The following is a 16,655-nucleotide window of genomic DNA, read 5'->3' as shown; positions in this document are numbered from 1 at the left end:
TCGCCAGCGGGCGAAGCAACAAGAACCAGGGGAAAACCATGCGTATCACGTTCATCGGTGGCGGCAATATGGCCTCCGCCATCATTTCCGGTCTCTGCCAGCAGCCCGGCCAGCAGATCAGCGTGGTGGAGCTGCACGAAGACAAGCGCGCCAGCCTGCAGGCTGAGTTCGGCGTCACCGCGCTAGCGACTCTGCCGGACCGCTTTGCCGCCGACGAGGTGGTGCTGCTGGCGGTCAAGCCGCAGGCACTGCAGGCGGTGTGCCAGCAACTGGCGCCACGGCTGCACGGCGCGCTGGTGGTGTCGATCGCCGCCGGGGTGCGCCTGGAGGCGCTGAGCCGCTGGCTGGGCAGCTCGCGCATCGTGCGGGTGATGCCCAACACCCCGGCCATGGTCGGCAAGGGCGTGTCCGGGCTGTACGCCGCCGCCGATATCGGCGAAGCGGATCGCCGCACCGCGGAAGGCATCATGCAGGCGGTCGGCATCACAAGCTGGCTGGAGACCGAGGGTGGCATCGACGACATCACCAGCGTCTCCGGCAGCGGCCCGGCCTACGTGTTCTACTTTATCGAGAGCATGATCGAGGGCGCCTGCCAGGTCGGCTTCAGCGAGCAGGAAGCGCGGGCACTGGTGCTGGGCACCTTCGAGGGCGCGGTGGAACTGGCCAAGCAAAGCCCGCTGCCGGTGGCAACCTTGCGCACCAACGTGATGTCCAAGGGCGGGACCACCGAGCGTGCCATCGCCCGTTTCGAGGCCGAGGGTGTCAAGGCGGCGATCATCGCCGGGGCGCTGGACTGCCGCGCCCGCTCGGTGGAGCTGGGTGACCTGTTGAGCAAGGACGGCGAATGATGCTGCTGGAAACACTGCAATTCCTGATCAAGACCATCAGCGAGCTGTTCGTGCTGGTGCTGCTGATGCGCTTTTACCTGCAGGTGGCGCGGGCGCCGTTCAAGCATCCGCTGACCCAGTTCGTGATCGCGGTCAGCAATTTTGCGGTGTTGCCGTTGCGGCGCTGGATTCCGGCGTGGCGCAGTTATGACACCGCCACCATGGTGCTGGCCTGGGTGGTCTCGCTGCTGGCACTGATCAGCATCCTGCTGCTCAATCCGCTGCCCTACGACCTGCTGCACCCGCAGAGCTGGCTGGCGCTGACGCTGCTGGCGCTGCTCGACGTGTTCCGCCTGTCGCTGTACCTGCTGATGGGCGCGGTGTTCGTGCTGGCGATCCTCAGCTGGGTCAATCCCTACAACGGCCTGCGCCCGGTACTGGAAGCGCTGACCCGACCCTACCTGCGGCCGTTCCAGCGCGCGGTGATCGGCGGCGTCGACCTGTCGCCGCTGGTGCTGCTGCTGGTGATCCAGGTGATCCTGATGCTGCCGGTCCGGATGCTGGAAATGTCTTTCTTGATGCAACTCAAGATGGCAGTATGAGCATTCAGTTATCAAGTAGCGTCGCCTTGCCTGGCTACGGAGTCAGGTCAGGGGTTTGATCCTGTGGAGAACTTTGCATGAAAAAAATGCTATTGGCCGCTGTGGCCCTGGGCGTGCTGGCCACCCCCGCTTTTGCCAACCTGCAGCTGGCGCAGAAATACGCCTGTGTCGCCTGTCACGCGGTCGACAAGAAGATTGTCGGCCCGGCCTACAAGGATGTCGCCAAGAAATACGCGGGCGACAAGAGTGCCGAAGCCAAGCTGGTAGCCAAGGTCAAGGCCGGCGGTTCCGGCGTCTGGGGCCCGATCCCGATGCCGGCTCACCCTCAGGTCAGCGATGCCGATCTGAAAACGCTGGTGAAGTGGGTCTTGAGCCAGAAGTAATCATGTTTTATGCAACATAAAGCGCCGCGAGGCGCTTTTGTTGCGTTGGCGCGGTGCCATTTGCCGCCGCGGCCGCTTTCCGTGTTTCTTGCCAATGTCTTAAGTCGGGCCTTAATCGGCCTGCCCTCTTGAGTTCACCCCCGTTCGGCACTATATACACAAGATAAAAGACAGTTGTGACGGAGATGGCGTACGGATTGTGTTGCACTTTCCTTATGCCGTCGGTAATCTTCCACGCCTGTTGCCACAACTTTATAGCTGGAAGCATCAAACTATGGCCAAGCTGACTGAACAAGACATCATCAACTGGTCCGGCGATGACTACATGAACGCCGACCATCTTGAGTTCTTCAAGGAGCGCTTGTTGAACATGCAACAAGAGCTGTTGAGCAACGCCAGTGCCACGGCTAGCCACCTGCAGGAGCAGGAAGCCACGCCCGATCCGGCGGATCGCGCCACACTGGAAGAAGAGTATGCGCTGGAGCTGCGCACCCGCGACCGCGAGCGCAAGCTGCTGCAGAAGATCCAGTCCACCCTGCGTTTGATCGAAGACGGCAGCTACGGCTATTGCGAAGACACCGGCGAGCCGATCGGCCTCAAGCGCCTGCTGGCCCGCCCGACGGCATCGCTGTCGGTGGAAGCGCAGGAGCGTCGCGAACGCATGAAGCGCCAGTACGCCGACTGAACACCAGGTTGGCCGCATTGCCCAACGAAAGCACCCTTCGGGGTGCTTTCGTTTTTTATTGGCCATTATTTTGGCAAAGCCTGCCAATCGCACTGTTTTATGGTCGGCCATTTGGCAGGTCATGCCACGACGGCGTGACGCAGCGGCGCCAAAAAATCGCCGGCGGCGATACGGTTTAGGGCTTGGCATGGCTGGGTGAAGCGGGTAATGTTGCTATGCAAACAAAAGAGACCAAGGACACAGCAATGCACCGCCAGACCGACGACGTCAGAATCCGAGACATCAAAGAACTGCTCCCGCCGATTGCTCACCTGTACGAGCTGCCGATCAACGAATCCGCCGCCGAGCTGATCTTCAACGCCCGTCGTGACATTGCCCGCCTGCTGCGTGCCGAGGACGACCGCCTGCTGGTGGTGATCGGCCCCTGTTCCATCCACGATCCGGCTGCGGCGGAAGAGTACGCCCGCCGCCTGCTGCCGCTGCGCCAGAAGTACGCCAACGAGCTGCAGATCGTGATGCGTGTCTACTTTGAAAAACCGCGCACCACCGTCGGCTGGAAAGGTCTGATCAACGATCCGCACCTCGACGAGTCCTACGACATCAATACCGGCCTGCGCCTGGCGCGTCGCCTGCTGCTCAACCTCAACAGCATGGGTATGCCGGCCGCCACCGAATTCCTGGACATGATCACGCCGCAGTATCTGGCCGACCTGATCAGCTGGGGTGCCATCGGCGCGCGCACCACCGAATCGCAGGTGCACCGCGAACTGGCCTCCGGCCTGTCCTGCCCGGTCGGTTTCAAGAACGGCACCGACGGCAACCTCAAGATCGCGGTCGACGCCATCCGCTCTGCCAGCGTGTCGCATCACTTCCTGTCGGTGACCAAGACCGGTCATTCCGCCATCGTCGAGACTGGCGGTAACCCGGACTGCCACGTGATCCTGCGCGGCGGCAAGGAGCCGAACTACGAGGCACGCTACGTTCAGGCCGCCGCCGCCGAGCTGGCCGCCGTCGGCCTGCCGCAGAAGCTGATGGTCGACTTCAGTCACGCCAACAGCCGCAAGGACTACCGCCGCCAGATGGAAGTGTGCGACGACGTCGCCGCGCAACTGGCGGCCGGTGACCAGCACATCTTCGGCGTGATGGTGGAGAGCCACCTGGTGGAGGGCCGTCAGGACCTGAAACCGGGCTGCGAGCTGACCTACGGCCAGAGCATCACCGATGCCTGCATCAGCTGGGACGATACTGAAGCGCTGCTGCAGACGCTGGCCGACGCGGTACAGGCGCGCCGGGTCAAGGTGGGCGTGCCATCCGGCAAGTAAGCCTGCCACCGATAAAAAAAGCCCGGAGCGTGCTCCGGGCTTTTTTCATGCTGCCGCCCGCCGGGGTTGTGGCTGGCGTGGCTCAGTCCTTGCCGTCCAGGATATTGTCAAGACCGCCGAGCAGCGAACCCTGTTCGGTCGAACTGCCGCCGGCCTTGGGGCTGGCGGCGACGATGCGGTCGGCCAGGCGCGATAGCGGCAGCGACTGCAGCCACACGTGGCCGGGGCCGGTCAGTTTGGCGAAGAACAGGCCTTCGCCGCCGAACAGCGCCGATTTCAGCTTGCCGACGTACTCGATGTCGAAATCCACCGTCGGCTGGTAGGCCACCACGCAGCCGGTATCGACGCGCAGCACCTCGCCCGGCTGCAGCTGGCGGCTGGTCAGCGTGCCGCCGGCGTGCAGGAATACGTAACCGTCGCCGTCCAGCTTCTGCATGATGAAGCCCTCGCCGCCGAACAGGCCGGTGCCAATCTTCTTCTGGAACGCGAGGCTGAGGCTGACGCCCTTGGCGGCGGCGAGGAAGCTGTCCTTCTGCGCGTACAGCGTACCGCCCAGCTCCAAGAGGTGTACCGGCACGATCTTGCCGGGATAGCTGGCGGCAAAGGCGACGCGGCGTTTGCGCTGGCCCTGGTTGAGGTAGACGGTGGTGAACAGCGATTCGCCGGTGATCAGCCGTTTGCCGGCGCCGAGCAGCTTGCCCAGCAGCCCGCTCTGCGCCGCCGAGCCGTCACCGAAGATGGTGTCCATGCTGACATCGTCTTCCATGTAGTACAGCGCGCCGGCCTCGCCGACCGCGGCCTCGCCGGGGTCCAGCTCCACTTCGACGTACTGCATGTCGTCGCCGAAGATCTGGTAGTCGATCACATCCATTGCCATCTCGCTCTCCTTGGGCACCATTGCCGGCATGCGTTCATGCTAGCGGCTGGCCATGCCAAATGCAAAGCGGGATGAGGCAGCCGCGCCGCTTCAGTGCGGCTCGCGATCCTGCGCTGGCGGGGCGGCGTCGGCCGGCGGCTGCTTCGGCGGCCGCAGCAGCATGATCCACAGGTGGAACACGATGCCGGCCAGCGGCACCAAGCCGAGGATGACCACGAAGACCCATTCGAGGGGGGAGAAAAGTTCGCTCATCGGCATAGTGTACGCAGCGCGGCGGCGGCGGCCAAGTGGCGGATGGTGGCTGCAAAGTGGCAAACCAAATACATCTTCAAATACAATGGCGGGATGATGACATCCCTTGCCTTGTTGCCGGCCGGACTGCGCCGGCGTCTGCAACGCTGGTGGCCGGAGCCGCTGGTGATCGGCCGCCGCGAACAGCTGGCGGTGGCCGCCGCCGCCCTGTTTGCCATCGCGCTGACCGGCCTGTTCACCGCGCTGACCCTGGGGCCGGCACCGTTGCTGGTGGCGTCGATGGGGGCTGCCGCGGTGCTGCTGTACACGCTGCCCAGCAGCCCGCTGGCGCAGCCGTGGCCGCTGCTGGGCGGCCACCTGGTGTCGGCCGCCATCGGCGTCGCCTGCGCGCAGTGGCTGCCGTGGCCGTGGCTGGCGGCCGGCGTCGCGGTCGGGCTGGCCATCTTCGCCATGATCGCCTTGCGCTGCCTGCACCCGCCCGGTGGCGCCATCGCGCTGAACGCGGTGGTCGGCGGCCCGGCGGTGCAGGCGATGGGCTACGGCTTTGTCGCGCTGGTGCTGTGCAACGCGCTGCTGATGCTGGCCCTGGCGTGGCTGCTCAACAACTACCTGCTGCGCCGTCCCTACCCGCGCGCGCTGCCGCCGCCCAACCGTCACCTGATCCGTGATCCGGCGCCGCTGGCGCGGCTGGGCATCCGCGAGGAGGACATGGAAGCAGCGCTGGCCGGCTTCAACCACCTGCTCGACATCAGCCGCAGCGATCTGGAGCAGGTGATGACGCTGGCGGAGATGCACGCCTACCGCCGCCGGCTGGGCGACATCCGCTGCCGCGACATCATGTCGCGCGACGTGATCAGCCTGCGCCCGGACACCGCGCTGGCGGAAGCGTGGCGGCTGCTGCGCCGGCACAAGGTGCGGGCCTTGCCGGTGGTCACCGACGCTGGCCAGGTGCTGGGCATGGTGTCGCTGGTGGACTTTCTCAAGCGGCTGGACGGTTCGCCGCAGGGGCTGCGCGAACGGCTGGCGCGCCTGCTCAGCGGCCGCGCCGGCGACAGCCGGGTGGCGGCGATCATGAGCAGCACCCTGATCAGCGTGCGCGACGACCTGCATCTGGTGGAGCTGGTGCCGCTGTTTGCCGACCGCGGCCTGCACCATGTGCCGGTGCTGGCCGACGACGGCACGCTGGCCGGCGTGATCAGCCAGTCGGACCTGATCGCCGCGCTGTTCCGCGACCGCCTGTCCGGGGACTGATGCGGCCAACCTTGGCCGCAAGCCAAAAAAAACGCCACTCCGCAGAGTGGCGTTTTGCATGGCGGGTGCAGCTTACTTCACGATCTGCGCCAGCTGGCCTTTCAGGTACAGGTTGGCCATGGTGTCGAGGCTGATCGGCTTGATCTTGCTGGCCATGCCGGCGGCGCCGAACGCCTCGTAGCGGGCGATCACGATGTCGCGCATCGCCACGGTGCTGGCGGCCAGGTATTTGCGCGGGTCGAATTCCTTCGGGTTCTGCGCCAGGAAGCGGCGGATGGCGCCGGTGGAGGCCAGGCGCAGGTCGGTGTCGATGTTCACCTTGCGCACGCCGTGCTTGATGCCTTCTACGATCTCTTCCACCGGCACGCCGTAGGTCTCGCCCAGCTCGCCGCCGAATTCGTTGATGATCTGCAGCCATTCCTGCGGCACGCTGGACGAGCCGTGCATCACCAGGTGGGTGTTCGGGATGCGGGCGTGGATTTCCTTGATGCGGTCGATGCGCAGCACGTCGCCGGTCGGCTTCTTGCTGAATTTGTAGGCGCCGTGGCTGGTGCCGATGGCGATGGCCAGCGCGTCCACGCCGGTGTCCTTCACGAACTGTGCGGCTTCTTCCGGATCGGTCAGTAGCTGGCTGTGGTCGAGCACGCCTTCGGCGCCGACGCCGTCTTCCTCGCCGGCCATGCCGGTTTCCAAGGAGCCCAGGCAGCCGATCTCACCCTCCACCGACACGCCGCAGGCGTGGGCGAAGTTGACCACGGTGCGGGTCACGTCAACGTTGTAGTCGTAGTCGGCCGGGGTCTTGCCGTCGGACTTCAGCGAACCATCCATCATCACCGAGGAGAAGCCGAGCTGGATCGAGCGCTGGCACACGTCCGGGCTGGTGCCGTGGTCCTGGTGCATCACCACCGGGATATGCGGGAATTCTTCCACCGCCGCCAGGATCAGGTGACGCAGGAACGGTGCGCCGGCGTATTTGCGGGCGCCGGCCGAGGCCTGAACGATCACCGGCGCGTCGACCTTGTCGGCGGCCTCCATGATGGCGCGCATCTGTTCCAGGTTGTTGACGTTGAAGGCCGGCAGGCCGTAGCTGAATTCTGCTGCGTGGTCCAGCAGCTGACGCATCGAAACGAGTGCCATGGGTGAGTCTCCAGTAGTTGAATGCTTGTCGCGCCCGCCGTGGCCGGCGCGGAAAAAGGTTGGCCGCGTCAGGCGCGGCTGACGGTGCTCAGCGCCACACCGGCGGCCATGAACGAGCCACCGGCAAAGCGGTTCATCATGCGCTGGCGCAGCGGGCTGGTGATCCAGTGCTTGAGCTTGGCGCCGCCGAAGGCGTACACCACCTGCCAGCTGCTCTCGATCACGTAGAAGGTGCCGGCCAGCACCACCAGCTGCGGCATTTGCGGCGCATCGGCGCGCATGAACTGCGGGAACAGCGCGGCAAAGAACACGAAGGCCTTCGGGTTGCTCATCGCCACCAGGAAACCGGTGCGGAAACGCTGCCAGTTGCTGACGGCGGCCACGCTGTCGTCGTCACTGTCGCTGTCCATGCGCTCGCTGACCGGCGCGCGCCAGGCCTGGTAGCCCAGCCACACCAGATAGGCGGCGCCGGCGTACTTGACGAAGGAGAACAGCTGCTCCGAGGTGGCCAGCAGCGCGCCGAGGCCGGCGGCGGAACCGCCCATGATCAGGCCCAGCGCCAGCAGCAGGCCGGCCATGGTCGGCAGCGCACCGCGCAGGCCGAAGCGGATGCCGTGGCTCATCGCCAGCAGCATGTTGGGACCGGGGGTCGCCGACACGAAAAACACGGTGACGACGAAGATCAGCCAGGTATCGAAGGCCATGGGCGCTGCTCCTTGCATCGGTAATGGGGGGTGTTGCCGAGTCTAGGCGCAACGCCTGTACCCGGCAAGTTACAGTATGGCCGCTGCGGCCAACGTTGGCCGCAGCAACGACCTGCTGCGCTGCGCGCGATACCGCGTTGAATTCGACCCGGTGATGCGCATTGACGCCATGTCAACGTCGCTTCCTCAGCCGTCTTCAGCTTGTCTCGCGCGAGCTCGCGAGGTCGTTAGCCGGTTTTCAGGCGCGCGCGGCCAGCATCGCGACCGCCGGCAGTTCCTTGCCTTCGAGGAACTCGAGGAAGGCGCCGCCGCCGGTGGAGATGTAGCTGATCTGTTCGGTCAGGTCGTACTTGGCGATCGCCGCCAGGGTGTCGCCACCGCCGGCGATGGAGAACGCCGCCGATTTGGCAATCGCCTGGCCCAGCGCCTGGGTGCCGTGGCTGAACTGCTCGATCTCGAACACGCCGACCGGGCCGTTCCACACCACGGTGCCGGCCTTGGCGACGATGTCGGCCAGGACCTTGGCCGAGTCCGGACCGATGTCGAGGATCATGTCGTCGGCGCCGACCTCGGCCACGTTCTTCAGCGTCGCGGTCGCGGTGTCGGAGAACTCGCTGGCGCACACCACGTCGCTCGGCAGCGGCACGTCGCCGCCGCGGGCGCGGATCTTGGCGATCACGCGGCGGGCGTCGTCGACCAGATCGGCTTCGGCCAGCGACTTGCCGATGGTCTTGCCTTCGGCCAGCAGGAAGGTGTTGGCGATGCCGCCGCCGACGATCAGCTGGTCAACCTTGTCGGCCAGCGCCTCCAGGATGGTCAGCTTGGTCGACACCTTGGAGCCGGCGACGATGGCCACCAGCGGGCGGGCCGGTGCCAGCAGCGCCTTGCCCAGCGCGTCCAGTTCGGCGGCCAGCAGGATGCCGGCGCAGGCGACCGGCGCGAACTGCGCCACGGCGTGGGTGGACGCTTCGGCGCGGTGCGCGGTGCCGAAGGCGTCGTTGACGAAGATGTCGCACAGGCTGGCGTAGGCACGGCCCAGTGCTTCGTTGTTCTTTTTCTCGCCCTTGTTCAGGCGCACGTTTTCCAGCATCACCACCTCGCCGGCGGCAAGGCTGATGCCGGCTTGCCAGTCGGCGGCCACGGTCACGGCCTGGCCCAGCAACTCGGACAGGCGCGCGGCCACCGGGGCCAGGCTGTCTTCCGGCTGCGGCTCGCCTTCGGTCGGACGGCCGAGGTGGGTCATCAGGATCACGCTGGCACCGGCCTTCAGGCAGTGTTCGATCGACGGCAGGCTGGCGCGGATGCGGGTGTCGTCACCGATGACGCCGTTCTTGAGCGGCACGTTCATGTCGACGCGGATCAGTACGCGCTTGCCGGCCAGCGCCAGGTCGGTCAGTTTCTTGAATTGCAATTTCATCTCCTCAGCTAGGTAGGGTGGGCGGTTCGGCCCACCATCGCCCGGAATGCGACGATCTGCCCGCAGGCAGATCGTCGCATTGCCGTTCAAACAACGGTGTGGGCCGGACGTGTCCGGCCCACCCTACCAGGCATGCGGCCAACCTTGCGGCCGGCCAGCATGGTCTGGCTTTATTTTGCTGCAAACATCGCGCGCGCGGTCTTCAGCATCTGCTGGCAGAAGCCCCACTCGTTGTCGTACCAGGCCAGCACTTTCACCATGTTGCCGCCGGTGACCTTGGTCAGGCTGGCGTCGAAGATGGAGCCTTCGGTGCTGTGGTTGAAGTCGCTGGAAACCAGCGGCAGGGTGTTGTAACCCAGCGTGCCCTTCATGCTGCCTTCGGACGCGGCCTTGACGATCTCGTTGATCTCGTCCTTGGTGGTGTCGCGGGACGCGGTGAAGGTCAGGTCAACCAGCGACACGTTGATGGTCGGCACGCGCACCGAGAAACCGTCCAGGCGGCCTTTCAGTTCCGGCAGCACCAGGCCGACGGCCTTGGCGGCGCCGGTCTTGGTCGGGATCAGGTTGTCGGTGGCGGAACGGGCGCGGCGCAGGTCCTTGTGACGCACGTCGGTCAGCACCTGGTCGTTGGTGAAGGCGTGAATGGTGGTCATCAGGCCCTTCTTGATGCCGATGGCGTCGTTCAGCGCCTTGGCCACCGGGGCCAGACAGTTGGTGGTGCAGGACGCGTTGGACACCACGGTCATGTCGGCGGTCAGCACGTCGTGGTTGACGCCGTAGACGATGGTGGCGTCAACGTCGTCGCCGCCCGGGGCCGAGATCAGCACCTTCTTGGCGCCAGCGTTGATGTGTGCCTGGCACTTTTCCTTGCTGGTGAAGGCACCGGTGCATTCCAGTACCAGATCCACCTGCAGTGCGTCCCACGGCAGTTCGGCCGGGTTGCGGGTGGAGAAGAACGGGATGCGGTCGCCGTTGACGATCAGGGTGTTTTCGTCGTGGCTGACTTCGGCGGCAAAGCGGCCGTGCACGGTGTCGAACTTGGTCAGGTGCGCGTTGGTGGCCAGGTCGCCGGAGGCGTTGACGGCCACGATTTCGAAATCGTTGCGCAGGTTGTATTCGTAGATCGAACGCAGCGCCTGGCGGCCGATACGGCCGTAGCCGTTGATCGCGATGCGGATGGTCATAATTTTCTCTCCCAAGAAAATGTGAAACGGCCGTCCCTCTTAGCGGGGACGGCCTGGTGTGTTATGCGCGGATGACGTTCTTGGTAGTGGCGACGACATTTTCCACGGTAAAACCGAATTCCTTGAACAGCACGCCGGCCGGCGCGGATTCGCCGAAGTGGTCGATACCGATCACTTCGCCTTCCAGGCCGACATACTTGCGCCAGCCGTCGGTAACGCCGGCTTCGATGGCGATGCGCGGCACGCCGGCCGGCAGTACGCTGGCCTGGTAGGCCTTGTCCTGCTTGTCGAAGGCGTTGGTGCACGGCATCGACACCACGCGTACGGCGATGCCGTCGGCAGCCAGGATTTCCTGTGCCTTCAGTGCCAGCTCCACTTCCGAGCCGGTGGCGATCAGTACCGCCTGCGGGCTCACCGCATCGCGCAGCACGTAGCCGCCCTTCTTCACGCCGGCGATCTGCGTCGCGTCACGGCTGACGAAGGGCAGGTTCTGGCGGCTGAAGATCAGGCACGACGGATGGTCCTTGGCGGCCAGCGCGTCGGCCCACGCCACCATGGATTCCACGGTGTCGCACGGACGCCATACCGCCATGTTCGGGATCAGGCGCAGGGTGGCGATCTGTTCCACCGGCTGGTGGGTCGGGCCGTCTTCGCCCAGACCGATGGAGTCGTGGGTGAACACGAATACCGGGTTGATCTTCATCAGTGCCGCCATGCGCAGTGCATTGCGCGCGTATTCGCTGAACATCAGGAAGGTGGCGCCGAACGGCTTCACGCCGCCGTGCAGGGCCAGACCGTTCATGATCGCGGCCATGCCGAATTCGCGCACGCCGTAGTGGATGTAGTTGCCGCCGGCTTCGGCGGTGACGGCAACCGACCCCGGCCAGTTGGTCAGGTTGGACGGCGTCAGGTCGGCGGAGCCGCCCAGCAGTTCCGGCAGCACTTCGGCCAGCGCGGCGATGGCGTTCTGCGACGCCTTGCGGGTGGCGATGGTCTCGCCCTTGTCGTTGGCGGCGGCGATCTTGGCGGCGACGTGCGCGTCCCAGCCGGCCGGCAGCTCGCCGGCCATGCGGCGGGTGTACTCGGCGGCCAGTTCCGGATGCGCGGCGGCGTAGTCGGCGAACAGCTGGTTCCAGCCGGCTTCCAGCTCGCTACCCTTGGCGCGGTAGTTCCACGCGTCGTAGATGTCCTGCGGGATCACGAACGGCTCGTACGCCCACTTCAGGTTGGCGCGCGCGGCGGCGATTTCGGCGCTGCCCAGCGGGGCGCCGTGCACGTCGTGGCCGCCCTGCTTGTTCGGCGCGCCCTTGCCGATCACGGTCTTGCAGCAGATCAGCGTTGGCCGCGCGGTTTCCTTCTTGGCGGTGGCGATGGCGATCTGCAGCTCTTCGGCGTCGTGGCCGTCGACGTGGCGGATCACCTGCCAGCCGTAGGCTTCGAAACGGGCCGGGGTATCGTCGGTGAACCAGCCTTCGACGTCGCCGTCGATGGAGATGCCGTTGTCGTCGTAGAACGCGATCAGCTTGCCCAGGCCCCAGGTGCCGGCCAGCGCGCAGGCTTCGTGGCTGATGCCTTCCATCATGCAGCCGTCACCGAGGAAGGTGTAGGTGTGATGGTCGACAACCGGGAAACCGTCGCGGTTGAATTCGGCGGCGAGGATCTTCTCGGCCAGCGCCATGCCCACCGCGTTGCTGATGCCCTGGCCCAGCGGGCCGGTGGTGGTTTCCACGCCCGGTGCGTAGCCGTACTCCGGGTGCCCCGGGGTCTTGCTGTGCAGCTGGCGGAAATTCTTGAGATCGTCGATCGAAAGGTCGTAGCCCGAGAGATGCAGCAGGCTGTAGAGGAGCATGGAGCCGTGCCCGTTGGAGAGCACGAAGCGGTCGCGGTTGGACCAGTCTGGATTGACGGGGCTATGCTTCAGGTGATCGCGCCACAGTACTTCGGCGATATCCGCCATGCCCATCGGGGCGCCGGGGTGACCGGATTTGGCCTTTTCCACCGCGTCCATCGACAGGAAGCGCACGGCATTGGCAAGCTCGGTTCGGGAGACCATTCGGGAAGAACCTCAATTTGTAGGGAACCGGAACAACAGTGACGCCATCGCTTTTGCCGACGGGGTAACCGTTGCGAAATCATGGAATTATCGCTGAATTCGGCCTTTTCAGGCAAGGTTGGCCGCAGGCTGCGGCACGGCAAAGGGCGTGATTTTCGGCAGAAAGGTGGTGCCAGCAGGTATAACCATGCCAATGGTGAGTCATTTGCCGGGGCTTATGCCGCCACTGTGCACAGGCGGATGGCCATCACATCAACAACAGGGGAGTTGTCAGCCGTGGAGTCCGTATCCATTCCGGTGCCGCACAAGGTGCCGTTTCGCCAGGGTGCCACCTGGATCCAGCATGCGTTTTTCCTGGTGCGCGAACAGCCGCTGACCTGGCTGCTGTTTGCCGCGATGTACGGCATGATCCAGCTCACCGTGGCGGCGCTGCCGGTGGTTGGCCAGTTCCTGAGCATGGTGCTGGTGCCGGTGTTCGCCGGCGGCTTCGTGCTGGCGGCGGCCAAGGCGATGCGCGGCGAGCAGCTGCGTCCGCTGGACCTGTTCCTGATGCTGAAGCCGCACTGGCAGCGGCTGGTGATGCTGGGCATCGCCTACTTCGGCCTGCTGGTGCTGTTGCTGATGATGATGGCGGTGCTGCTGTTGCTGCTGTTCGGCGACACGCTGCAGACCGGGCAGGCGTTCGAGCGCTCGCCGGTGCTGATGCTGCTGATGACCGTGCTGATGGGCGGCAGCCTGTTCGTCGCGTCGCTGAGCTACTGGTTCGCGCCGGCGGAAATCGTGCTGCGCGACGGCGAGCCGCTGCCGGCGATGCGCTACAGCGCGCGCGCCGGCATGGCGAACTGGGGCGCGATGCTGTACTGCGGCCTGATCCTGGCGGTGCTGTTCGGGCTGGCGCTGCTGCCGTTCGGCCTTGGCCTGCTGCTGTGGCTGCCGGTGATGTTCGTTACCGTGTTCATGGCCTGGCACGATGTCTGCGGCGAGGGCATGCCGCGCCATCGCTAGGCGGTCGCGGCCAACCTGGCGCCGGCGGCCGTGCCGCGCCGCACCCTGTCAGGCACAGGCGTTGTGGCGGCGCATGTCCAGGTGCAGGATGCCGCCGTCGTCGTAGGGCTCGGACAGCACCACGAAGCCGAGACCCTCGTAAAAGCTCTGCAGCGAGGCCTGCGCCGACAGCATGATGGCGCGCCCCGGGTACAGCTGCTCGCAGTGGTGGATCGCCTGCTGCACCAGCTGCCGCCCCAGCCCGCCGCCACGGCGGTAGGGCGCGATCACCACCCGGCCGATGGCCACCGCGTCCGGATACTTGACGCCCGGCGCCAGCAGCCGGGCGTAGGCCACCAGCCGCTCGCTGCCGTCGCGGCCGCTGAGATGCCAGCAGCGCTGGTCGAGACCGTCCAGATCGCCGTAGATCGACTGCTGCTCCACCACGAACACCTGATCGCGCAGCTGCAGTACCTCGTACAGCTGCGGCACGCTGAAATCGCCAAAACCGTGGCAGTGCCACTTCACTTGACTTGCCATAGTACAATTTGCCCCATTGCCAGTTTTGTGACCCACACCATAGCACGATGTGCTGACTGCACGCCGTACGGACCCTTATGAATCACGACGATCTGTTTGCCGGCACGCTGCCCGACGCCAGCGTGCCCCCTGCCCCGCCCGTGCCGCCGGCGGCCGATCTGGTCGACGACGACGGCCAACTGGCGCTCGACCTGTACGCCGAGCGCGCCTATCTCGAATACGCGATGAGCGTGGTCAAGGGCCGCGCGCTGCCGGAGGTGGCCGACGGCCAGAAGCCGGTGCAGCGCCGCATCCTGTACGCGATGCGCGACATGGGCCTGGTGCACGGCGCCAAGCCGGTGAAATCGGCGCGCGTGGTCGGCGAAATCCTCGGTAAATACCATCCGCACGGCGACAGCTCGGCCTACGAGGCGCTGGTGCGCATGGCGCAGGACTTCACCCTGCGCTACCCGCTGATCGACGGCCAGGGCAACTTCGGCTCGCGCGACGGCGACGGCGCCGCGGCGATGCGTTACACCGAGGCGCGGCTGACCCCGATCGCCGAGCTGCTGCTGGGCGAGATCGACATGGGCACCGTGGACTTCGTGCCCAACTACGACGGCGCCTTCGAGGAGCCGGCGTTGCTGCCGGCGCGCCTGCCGATGATGCTGCTCAACGGCGCCTCCGGCATCGCGGTGGGCATGGCCACCGAGATCCCGCCGCACAACCTGAAGGAAGTCGCTTCCGCCGCGCTGGCGCTACTGGCCGATCCGGACATGAGCACCGCCGAGCTGATGCAGCACGTGCCGGGGCCGGATTTCCCCGGCGGCGGCCAGATCATCACCGCCCACGACGACATCCTCGCCGCCTATGAGGTTGGCCGCGGCAGCGTGCGCGTGCGCGCCAAGTGGGAAGTGGAAAAGCTGGCGCGCGGCCAGTGGCGCATCATCGTCAGCCAGCTGCCGCCCGGCTCCAGCGCGCAGAAGGTGCTGGCCGAGATCGAGGAAGCCACCAACCCGAAGCTGAAATCCGGCAAGAAGGCGCTGACCCAGGAACAGCAGAACCTGAAGAGCCTGATGCTGTCGCTGCTCGACCGCGTGCGCGACGAGTCCGACAGCGAGCAGCCGGTGCGGCTGGTGTTCGAGCCGAAATCCAGCCGCCAGGACCCGGACGAGTTCATCAACATCCTGTTGGCGCAGACCAGCCTGGAAGGCAACGCCTCGATGAACCTGGTGATGATCGGCCTGGACGGCCGTCCGGCGCAGAAGGGGCTGAAAGCCATCCTCGCCGAGTGGCTGTCCTTCCGCCAGCACACCATCACCCGCCGCCTCAACTATCGTCTCGGCCAGGTCGACAAGCGCATCCACATTCTCGAAGGGCGCATGATCGCCTTCATCCACATCGATGAAGTGATCCGCGTGATCCGCGAATCGGACGAGCCGAAGCCGGACCTGATCAAGGCCTTCGGCCTGTCCGAGGCACAGGCCGAAGACATCCTCGAGATCCGCCTGCGCCAGCTGGCGCGGCTGGAAGGCTTCAAGCTGGAGAAGGAGCTGGCCGACTTGCGCAAGGAGCGCGACAACCTGCGCCACCTGCTGTCCAGCGAGGCGGCGCTGCGCGGGCTGATGGCCGAGGAAATCCGCAGCGATGCGGTGAAATACGGCGACGCGCGCCGCAGCGAGATCAAGGTCGCCGAGCGCGCGGTGCTGACGCAGACCACCGCCGACGAGCCGGTGACGGTGATCCTGTCGCAGAAGGGCTGGATCCGCGCCCGCGTCGGCCACAACGTCGACCTGTCGGCGCTGACCTTCAAGGACGGCGACGGCCTGCACACCGTGGTGGAGACGCGCACGGTGTGGTCGCTGATCGTGCTCGACAGCCGCGGCCGCGCCTACACCATCGACCCCGCCGACGTGCCGACCGGGCGCGGCGACGGCGTGCCGGTGGCGTCCCTGGTCGAGCTGCAGGACGGCGCCAAGCCGGCGCAGCTGTTGTCCGCGCCGGACGCCACCCGCTACGTGGTGGCCGGCAGCGGCGGCTACGGCTTCATCGCCAAGCTCGGCGACATGAGCGGTCGCGTCAAGGCCGGCAAGGCCTTCCTGACGCTGGACGCCGGCGAGACGGTGCTCGCGCCGGTGCGCATTGCGGCCAACCTTGACGGCCTGCGCCTGGTGGCCGCCAGCGACGGCGGCCGTGCGCTGGCGTTCCCGGCCGGCGAGCTGAAGGAGCTGGCCAAGGGCCGCGGCCTGATGCTGATGTCGCTGGCCGCGGGCGAGGCGCTGACCGCCATCGGGCTGGTGGCCGGTGACAAGGCGCTGCTGTCCACGGTGTCGGTGCGCGGCAAGAGCGCGGACGAGAAGCTGGCGCTGGCCGAGTTCGACGGCAAGCGCGGCGCCAAGGGCAAGCTGCTGCCGAAGAAATGGACGGTCGGCGCCATCCGCCAGCCGGACTGAACGCG

The 16,655-nt window shown here is 66.0% G+C and carries 16 protein-coding genes; 8 read left to right on the top strand and 8 right to left on the bottom strand.

What is annotated here, in order from left to right:
- Positions 1–38: 38 nt before the first annotated feature.
- The 5 genes from proC to aroG all read left to right on the top strand — a co-directional run bounded on the left by proC (position 39) and on the right by aroG (position 3,819).
- Entirely contained in the window at positions 39–848 is an 810-nt protein-coding gene (gene proC / locus C8E02_RS07990; RefSeq protein WP_120810371.1) for a pyrroline-5-carboxylate reductase, read from the top strand.
- Positions 845–1,429 carry a YggT family protein gene (locus tag C8E02_RS07985; protein WP_238377330.1) on the top strand — a complete coding sequence of 195 codons (585 nt, stop codon included), beginning with the start codon at positions 845–847 and terminating at the stop codon, positions 1,427–1,429. Before proC ends, C8E02_RS07985 begins: the two co-directional genes overlap by 4 nt.
- Before the next feature lie 77 nt (positions 1,430–1,506).
- The gene (locus C8E02_RS07980) at positions 1,507–1,812 is read left to right on the top strand and encodes a c-type cytochrome (protein ID WP_047967728.1); all 306 of its coding nucleotides are present in this window, start codon (positions 1,507–1,509) and stop codon (positions 1,810–1,812) included.
- Positions 1,813–2,086: 274 nt separating this feature from the next.
- On the top strand, positions 2,087–2,497 hold the full coding sequence (gene dksA, locus C8E02_RS07975; protein ID WP_047967729.1) for an RNA polymerase-binding protein DksA: 411 nt from the start codon (positions 2,087–2,089) through the stop codon (positions 2,495–2,497).
- Positions 2,498–2,742: 245 nt separating this feature from the next.
- Positions 2,743–3,819, top strand: a complete 1,077-nt coding sequence (gene aroG / locus C8E02_RS07970; RefSeq protein WP_120810370.1) for a 3-deoxy-7-phosphoheptulonate synthase AroG — start codon at positions 2,743–2,745, stop codon at positions 3,817–3,819.
- 82 nt (positions 3,820–3,901) lie between these two features.
- Here aroG and C8E02_RS07965 read toward each other — a convergent pair whose 3' ends face one another.
- Both C8E02_RS07965 and C8E02_RS17425 read right to left on the bottom strand, forming a co-directional pair.
- On the bottom strand, positions 3,902–4,696 hold the full coding sequence (locus tag C8E02_RS07965) for a TIGR00266 family protein (protein WP_120810405.1): 795 nt from the start codon (positions 4,694–4,696) through the stop codon (positions 3,902–3,904).
- Between the two features lie 90 nt (positions 4,697–4,786).
- Positions 4,787–4,948: a hypothetical protein gene (locus tag C8E02_RS17425; protein WP_156168039.1), complete on the bottom strand. Its 162-nt coding sequence runs from the start codon at positions 4,946–4,948 to the stop codon at positions 4,787–4,789.
- 93 nt (positions 4,949–5,041) lie between these two features.
- On the opposite strand from C8E02_RS17425, the gene C8E02_RS07960 reads away from it, so the two are divergent.
- The gene (locus tag C8E02_RS07960) at positions 5,042–6,199 is read left to right on the top strand and encodes an HPP family protein (protein ID WP_120810404.1); all 1,158 of its coding nucleotides are present in this window, start codon (positions 5,042–5,044) and stop codon (positions 6,197–6,199) included.
- A 72-nt stretch (positions 6,200–6,271) separates the two neighbouring features.
- On the opposite strand, the gene fba is transcribed toward C8E02_RS07960, so the two are convergent.
- The 5 genes from fba to tkt form a co-directional block, all read right to left on the bottom strand.
- Positions 6,272–7,336 (bottom strand): class II fructose-bisphosphate aldolase, encoded by a 1,065-nt coding sequence (gene fba / locus C8E02_RS07955; protein ID WP_120810369.1) that lies wholly within the window; start codon positions 7,334–7,336, stop codon positions 6,272–6,274.
- 68 nt (positions 7,337–7,404) lie between these two features.
- A complete protein-coding gene (locus C8E02_RS07950; protein ID WP_120810368.1) occupies positions 7,405–8,040 on the bottom strand; it encodes a LysE family translocator in 636 nt (211 codons plus the stop codon).
- A gap of 238 nt (positions 8,041–8,278) precedes the next feature.
- Entirely contained in the window at positions 8,279–9,451 is a 1,173-nt protein-coding gene (locus C8E02_RS07945; protein WP_120810403.1) for a phosphoglycerate kinase, read from the bottom strand.
- Positions 9,452–9,627: 176 nt separating this feature from the next.
- On the bottom strand, positions 9,628–10,641 hold the full coding sequence (gap, locus tag C8E02_RS07940; RefSeq protein ID WP_047967734.1) for a type I glyceraldehyde-3-phosphate dehydrogenase: 1,014 nt from the start codon (positions 10,639–10,641) through the stop codon (positions 9,628–9,630).
- Between the two features lie 61 nt (positions 10,642–10,702).
- The gene (gene tkt / locus C8E02_RS07935) at positions 10,703–12,694 is read right to left on the bottom strand and encodes a transketolase (RefSeq protein ID WP_120810367.1); all 1,992 of its coding nucleotides are present in this window, start codon (positions 12,692–12,694) and stop codon (positions 10,703–10,705) included.
- 276 nt (positions 12,695–12,970) lie between these two features.
- Here tkt and C8E02_RS07930 point away from each other — a divergent pair, with 276 nt between their 5' ends.
- Positions 12,971–13,699 carry a BPSS1780 family membrane protein gene (locus C8E02_RS07930; protein ID WP_120810366.1) on the top strand — a complete coding sequence of 243 codons (729 nt, stop codon included), beginning with the start codon at positions 12,971–12,973 and terminating at the stop codon, positions 13,697–13,699.
- 48 nt (positions 13,700–13,747) lie between these two features.
- Here the strand turns inward: C8E02_RS07930 and C8E02_RS07925 are convergent, their stop codons facing one another.
- A complete protein-coding gene (locus tag C8E02_RS07925) occupies positions 13,748–14,206 on the bottom strand; it encodes a GNAT family N-acetyltransferase (RefSeq protein WP_245961103.1) in 459 nt (152 codons plus the stop codon).
- Between the two features lie 89 nt (positions 14,207–14,295).
- Here C8E02_RS07925 and parC point away from each other — a divergent pair, with 89 nt between their 5' ends.
- The gene (parC, locus tag C8E02_RS07920; protein WP_120810364.1) at positions 14,296–16,650 is read left to right on the top strand and encodes a DNA topoisomerase IV subunit A; all 2,355 of its coding nucleotides are present in this window, start codon (positions 14,296–14,298) and stop codon (positions 16,648–16,650) included.
- The last annotated feature ends 5 nt before the right edge of the window (positions 16,651–16,655 follow it).

The organism is Vogesella indigofera (assembly GCF_003633895.1).
Taxonomy (GTDB): Bacteria; Pseudomonadota; Gammaproteobacteria; order Burkholderiales; family Chromobacteriaceae; genus Vogesella; species Vogesella indigofera.
This window is presented reverse-complemented; position numbering and strand designations above follow the sequence as displayed.

Excerpts from the sequence above, each read along its gene's own strand:
- C8E02_RS07960 (WP_120810404.1), top strand. The coding sequence starts at position 5,042 with ATGATGACATCCCTTGCCTTGTTGCCGGCCGGACTGCGCCGGCGTCTG.
- aroG (WP_120810370.1), top strand. The coding sequence starts at position 2,743 with ATGCACCGCCAGACCGACGACGTCAGAATCCGAGACATCAAAGAACTG.
- C8E02_RS17425 (WP_156168039.1), bottom strand. The coding sequence starts at position 4,948 with ATGAGCGAACTTTTCTCCCCCCTCGAATGGGTCTTCGTGGTCATCCTC.
- fba (WP_120810369.1), bottom strand. The coding sequence starts at position 7,336 with ATGGCACTCGTTTCGATGCGTCAGCTGCTGGACCACGCAGCAGAATTC.
- C8E02_RS07985 (WP_238377330.1), top strand. The coding sequence starts at position 845 with ATGATGCTGCTGGAAACACTGCAATTCCTGATCAAGACCATCAGCGAG.
- C8E02_RS07980 (WP_047967728.1), top strand. The coding sequence starts at position 1,507 with ATGAAAAAAATGCTATTGGCCGCTGTGGCCCTGGGCGTGCTGGCCACC.
- tkt (WP_120810367.1), bottom strand. The coding sequence starts at position 12,694 with ATGGTCTCCCGAACCGAGCTTGCCAATGCCGTGCGCTTCCTGTCGATG.
- gap (WP_047967734.1), bottom strand. The coding sequence starts at position 10,641 with ATGACCATCCGCATCGCGATCAACGGCTACGGCCGTATCGGCCGCCAG.
- C8E02_RS07965 (WP_120810405.1), bottom strand. The coding sequence starts at position 4,696 with ATGGCAATGGATGTGATCGACTACCAGATCTTCGGCGACGACATGCAG.
- dksA (WP_047967729.1), top strand. The coding sequence starts at position 2,087 with ATGGCCAAGCTGACTGAACAAGACATCATCAACTGGTCCGGCGATGAC.
- C8E02_RS07950 (WP_120810368.1), bottom strand. The coding sequence starts at position 8,040 with ATGGCCTTCGATACCTGGCTGATCTTCGTCGTCACCGTGTTTTTCGTG.
- parC (WP_120810364.1), top strand. The coding sequence starts at position 14,296 with ATGAATCACGACGATCTGTTTGCCGGCACGCTGCCCGACGCCAGCGTG.
- proC (WP_120810371.1), top strand. The coding sequence starts at position 39 with ATGCGTATCACGTTCATCGGTGGCGGCAATATGGCCTCCGCCATCATT.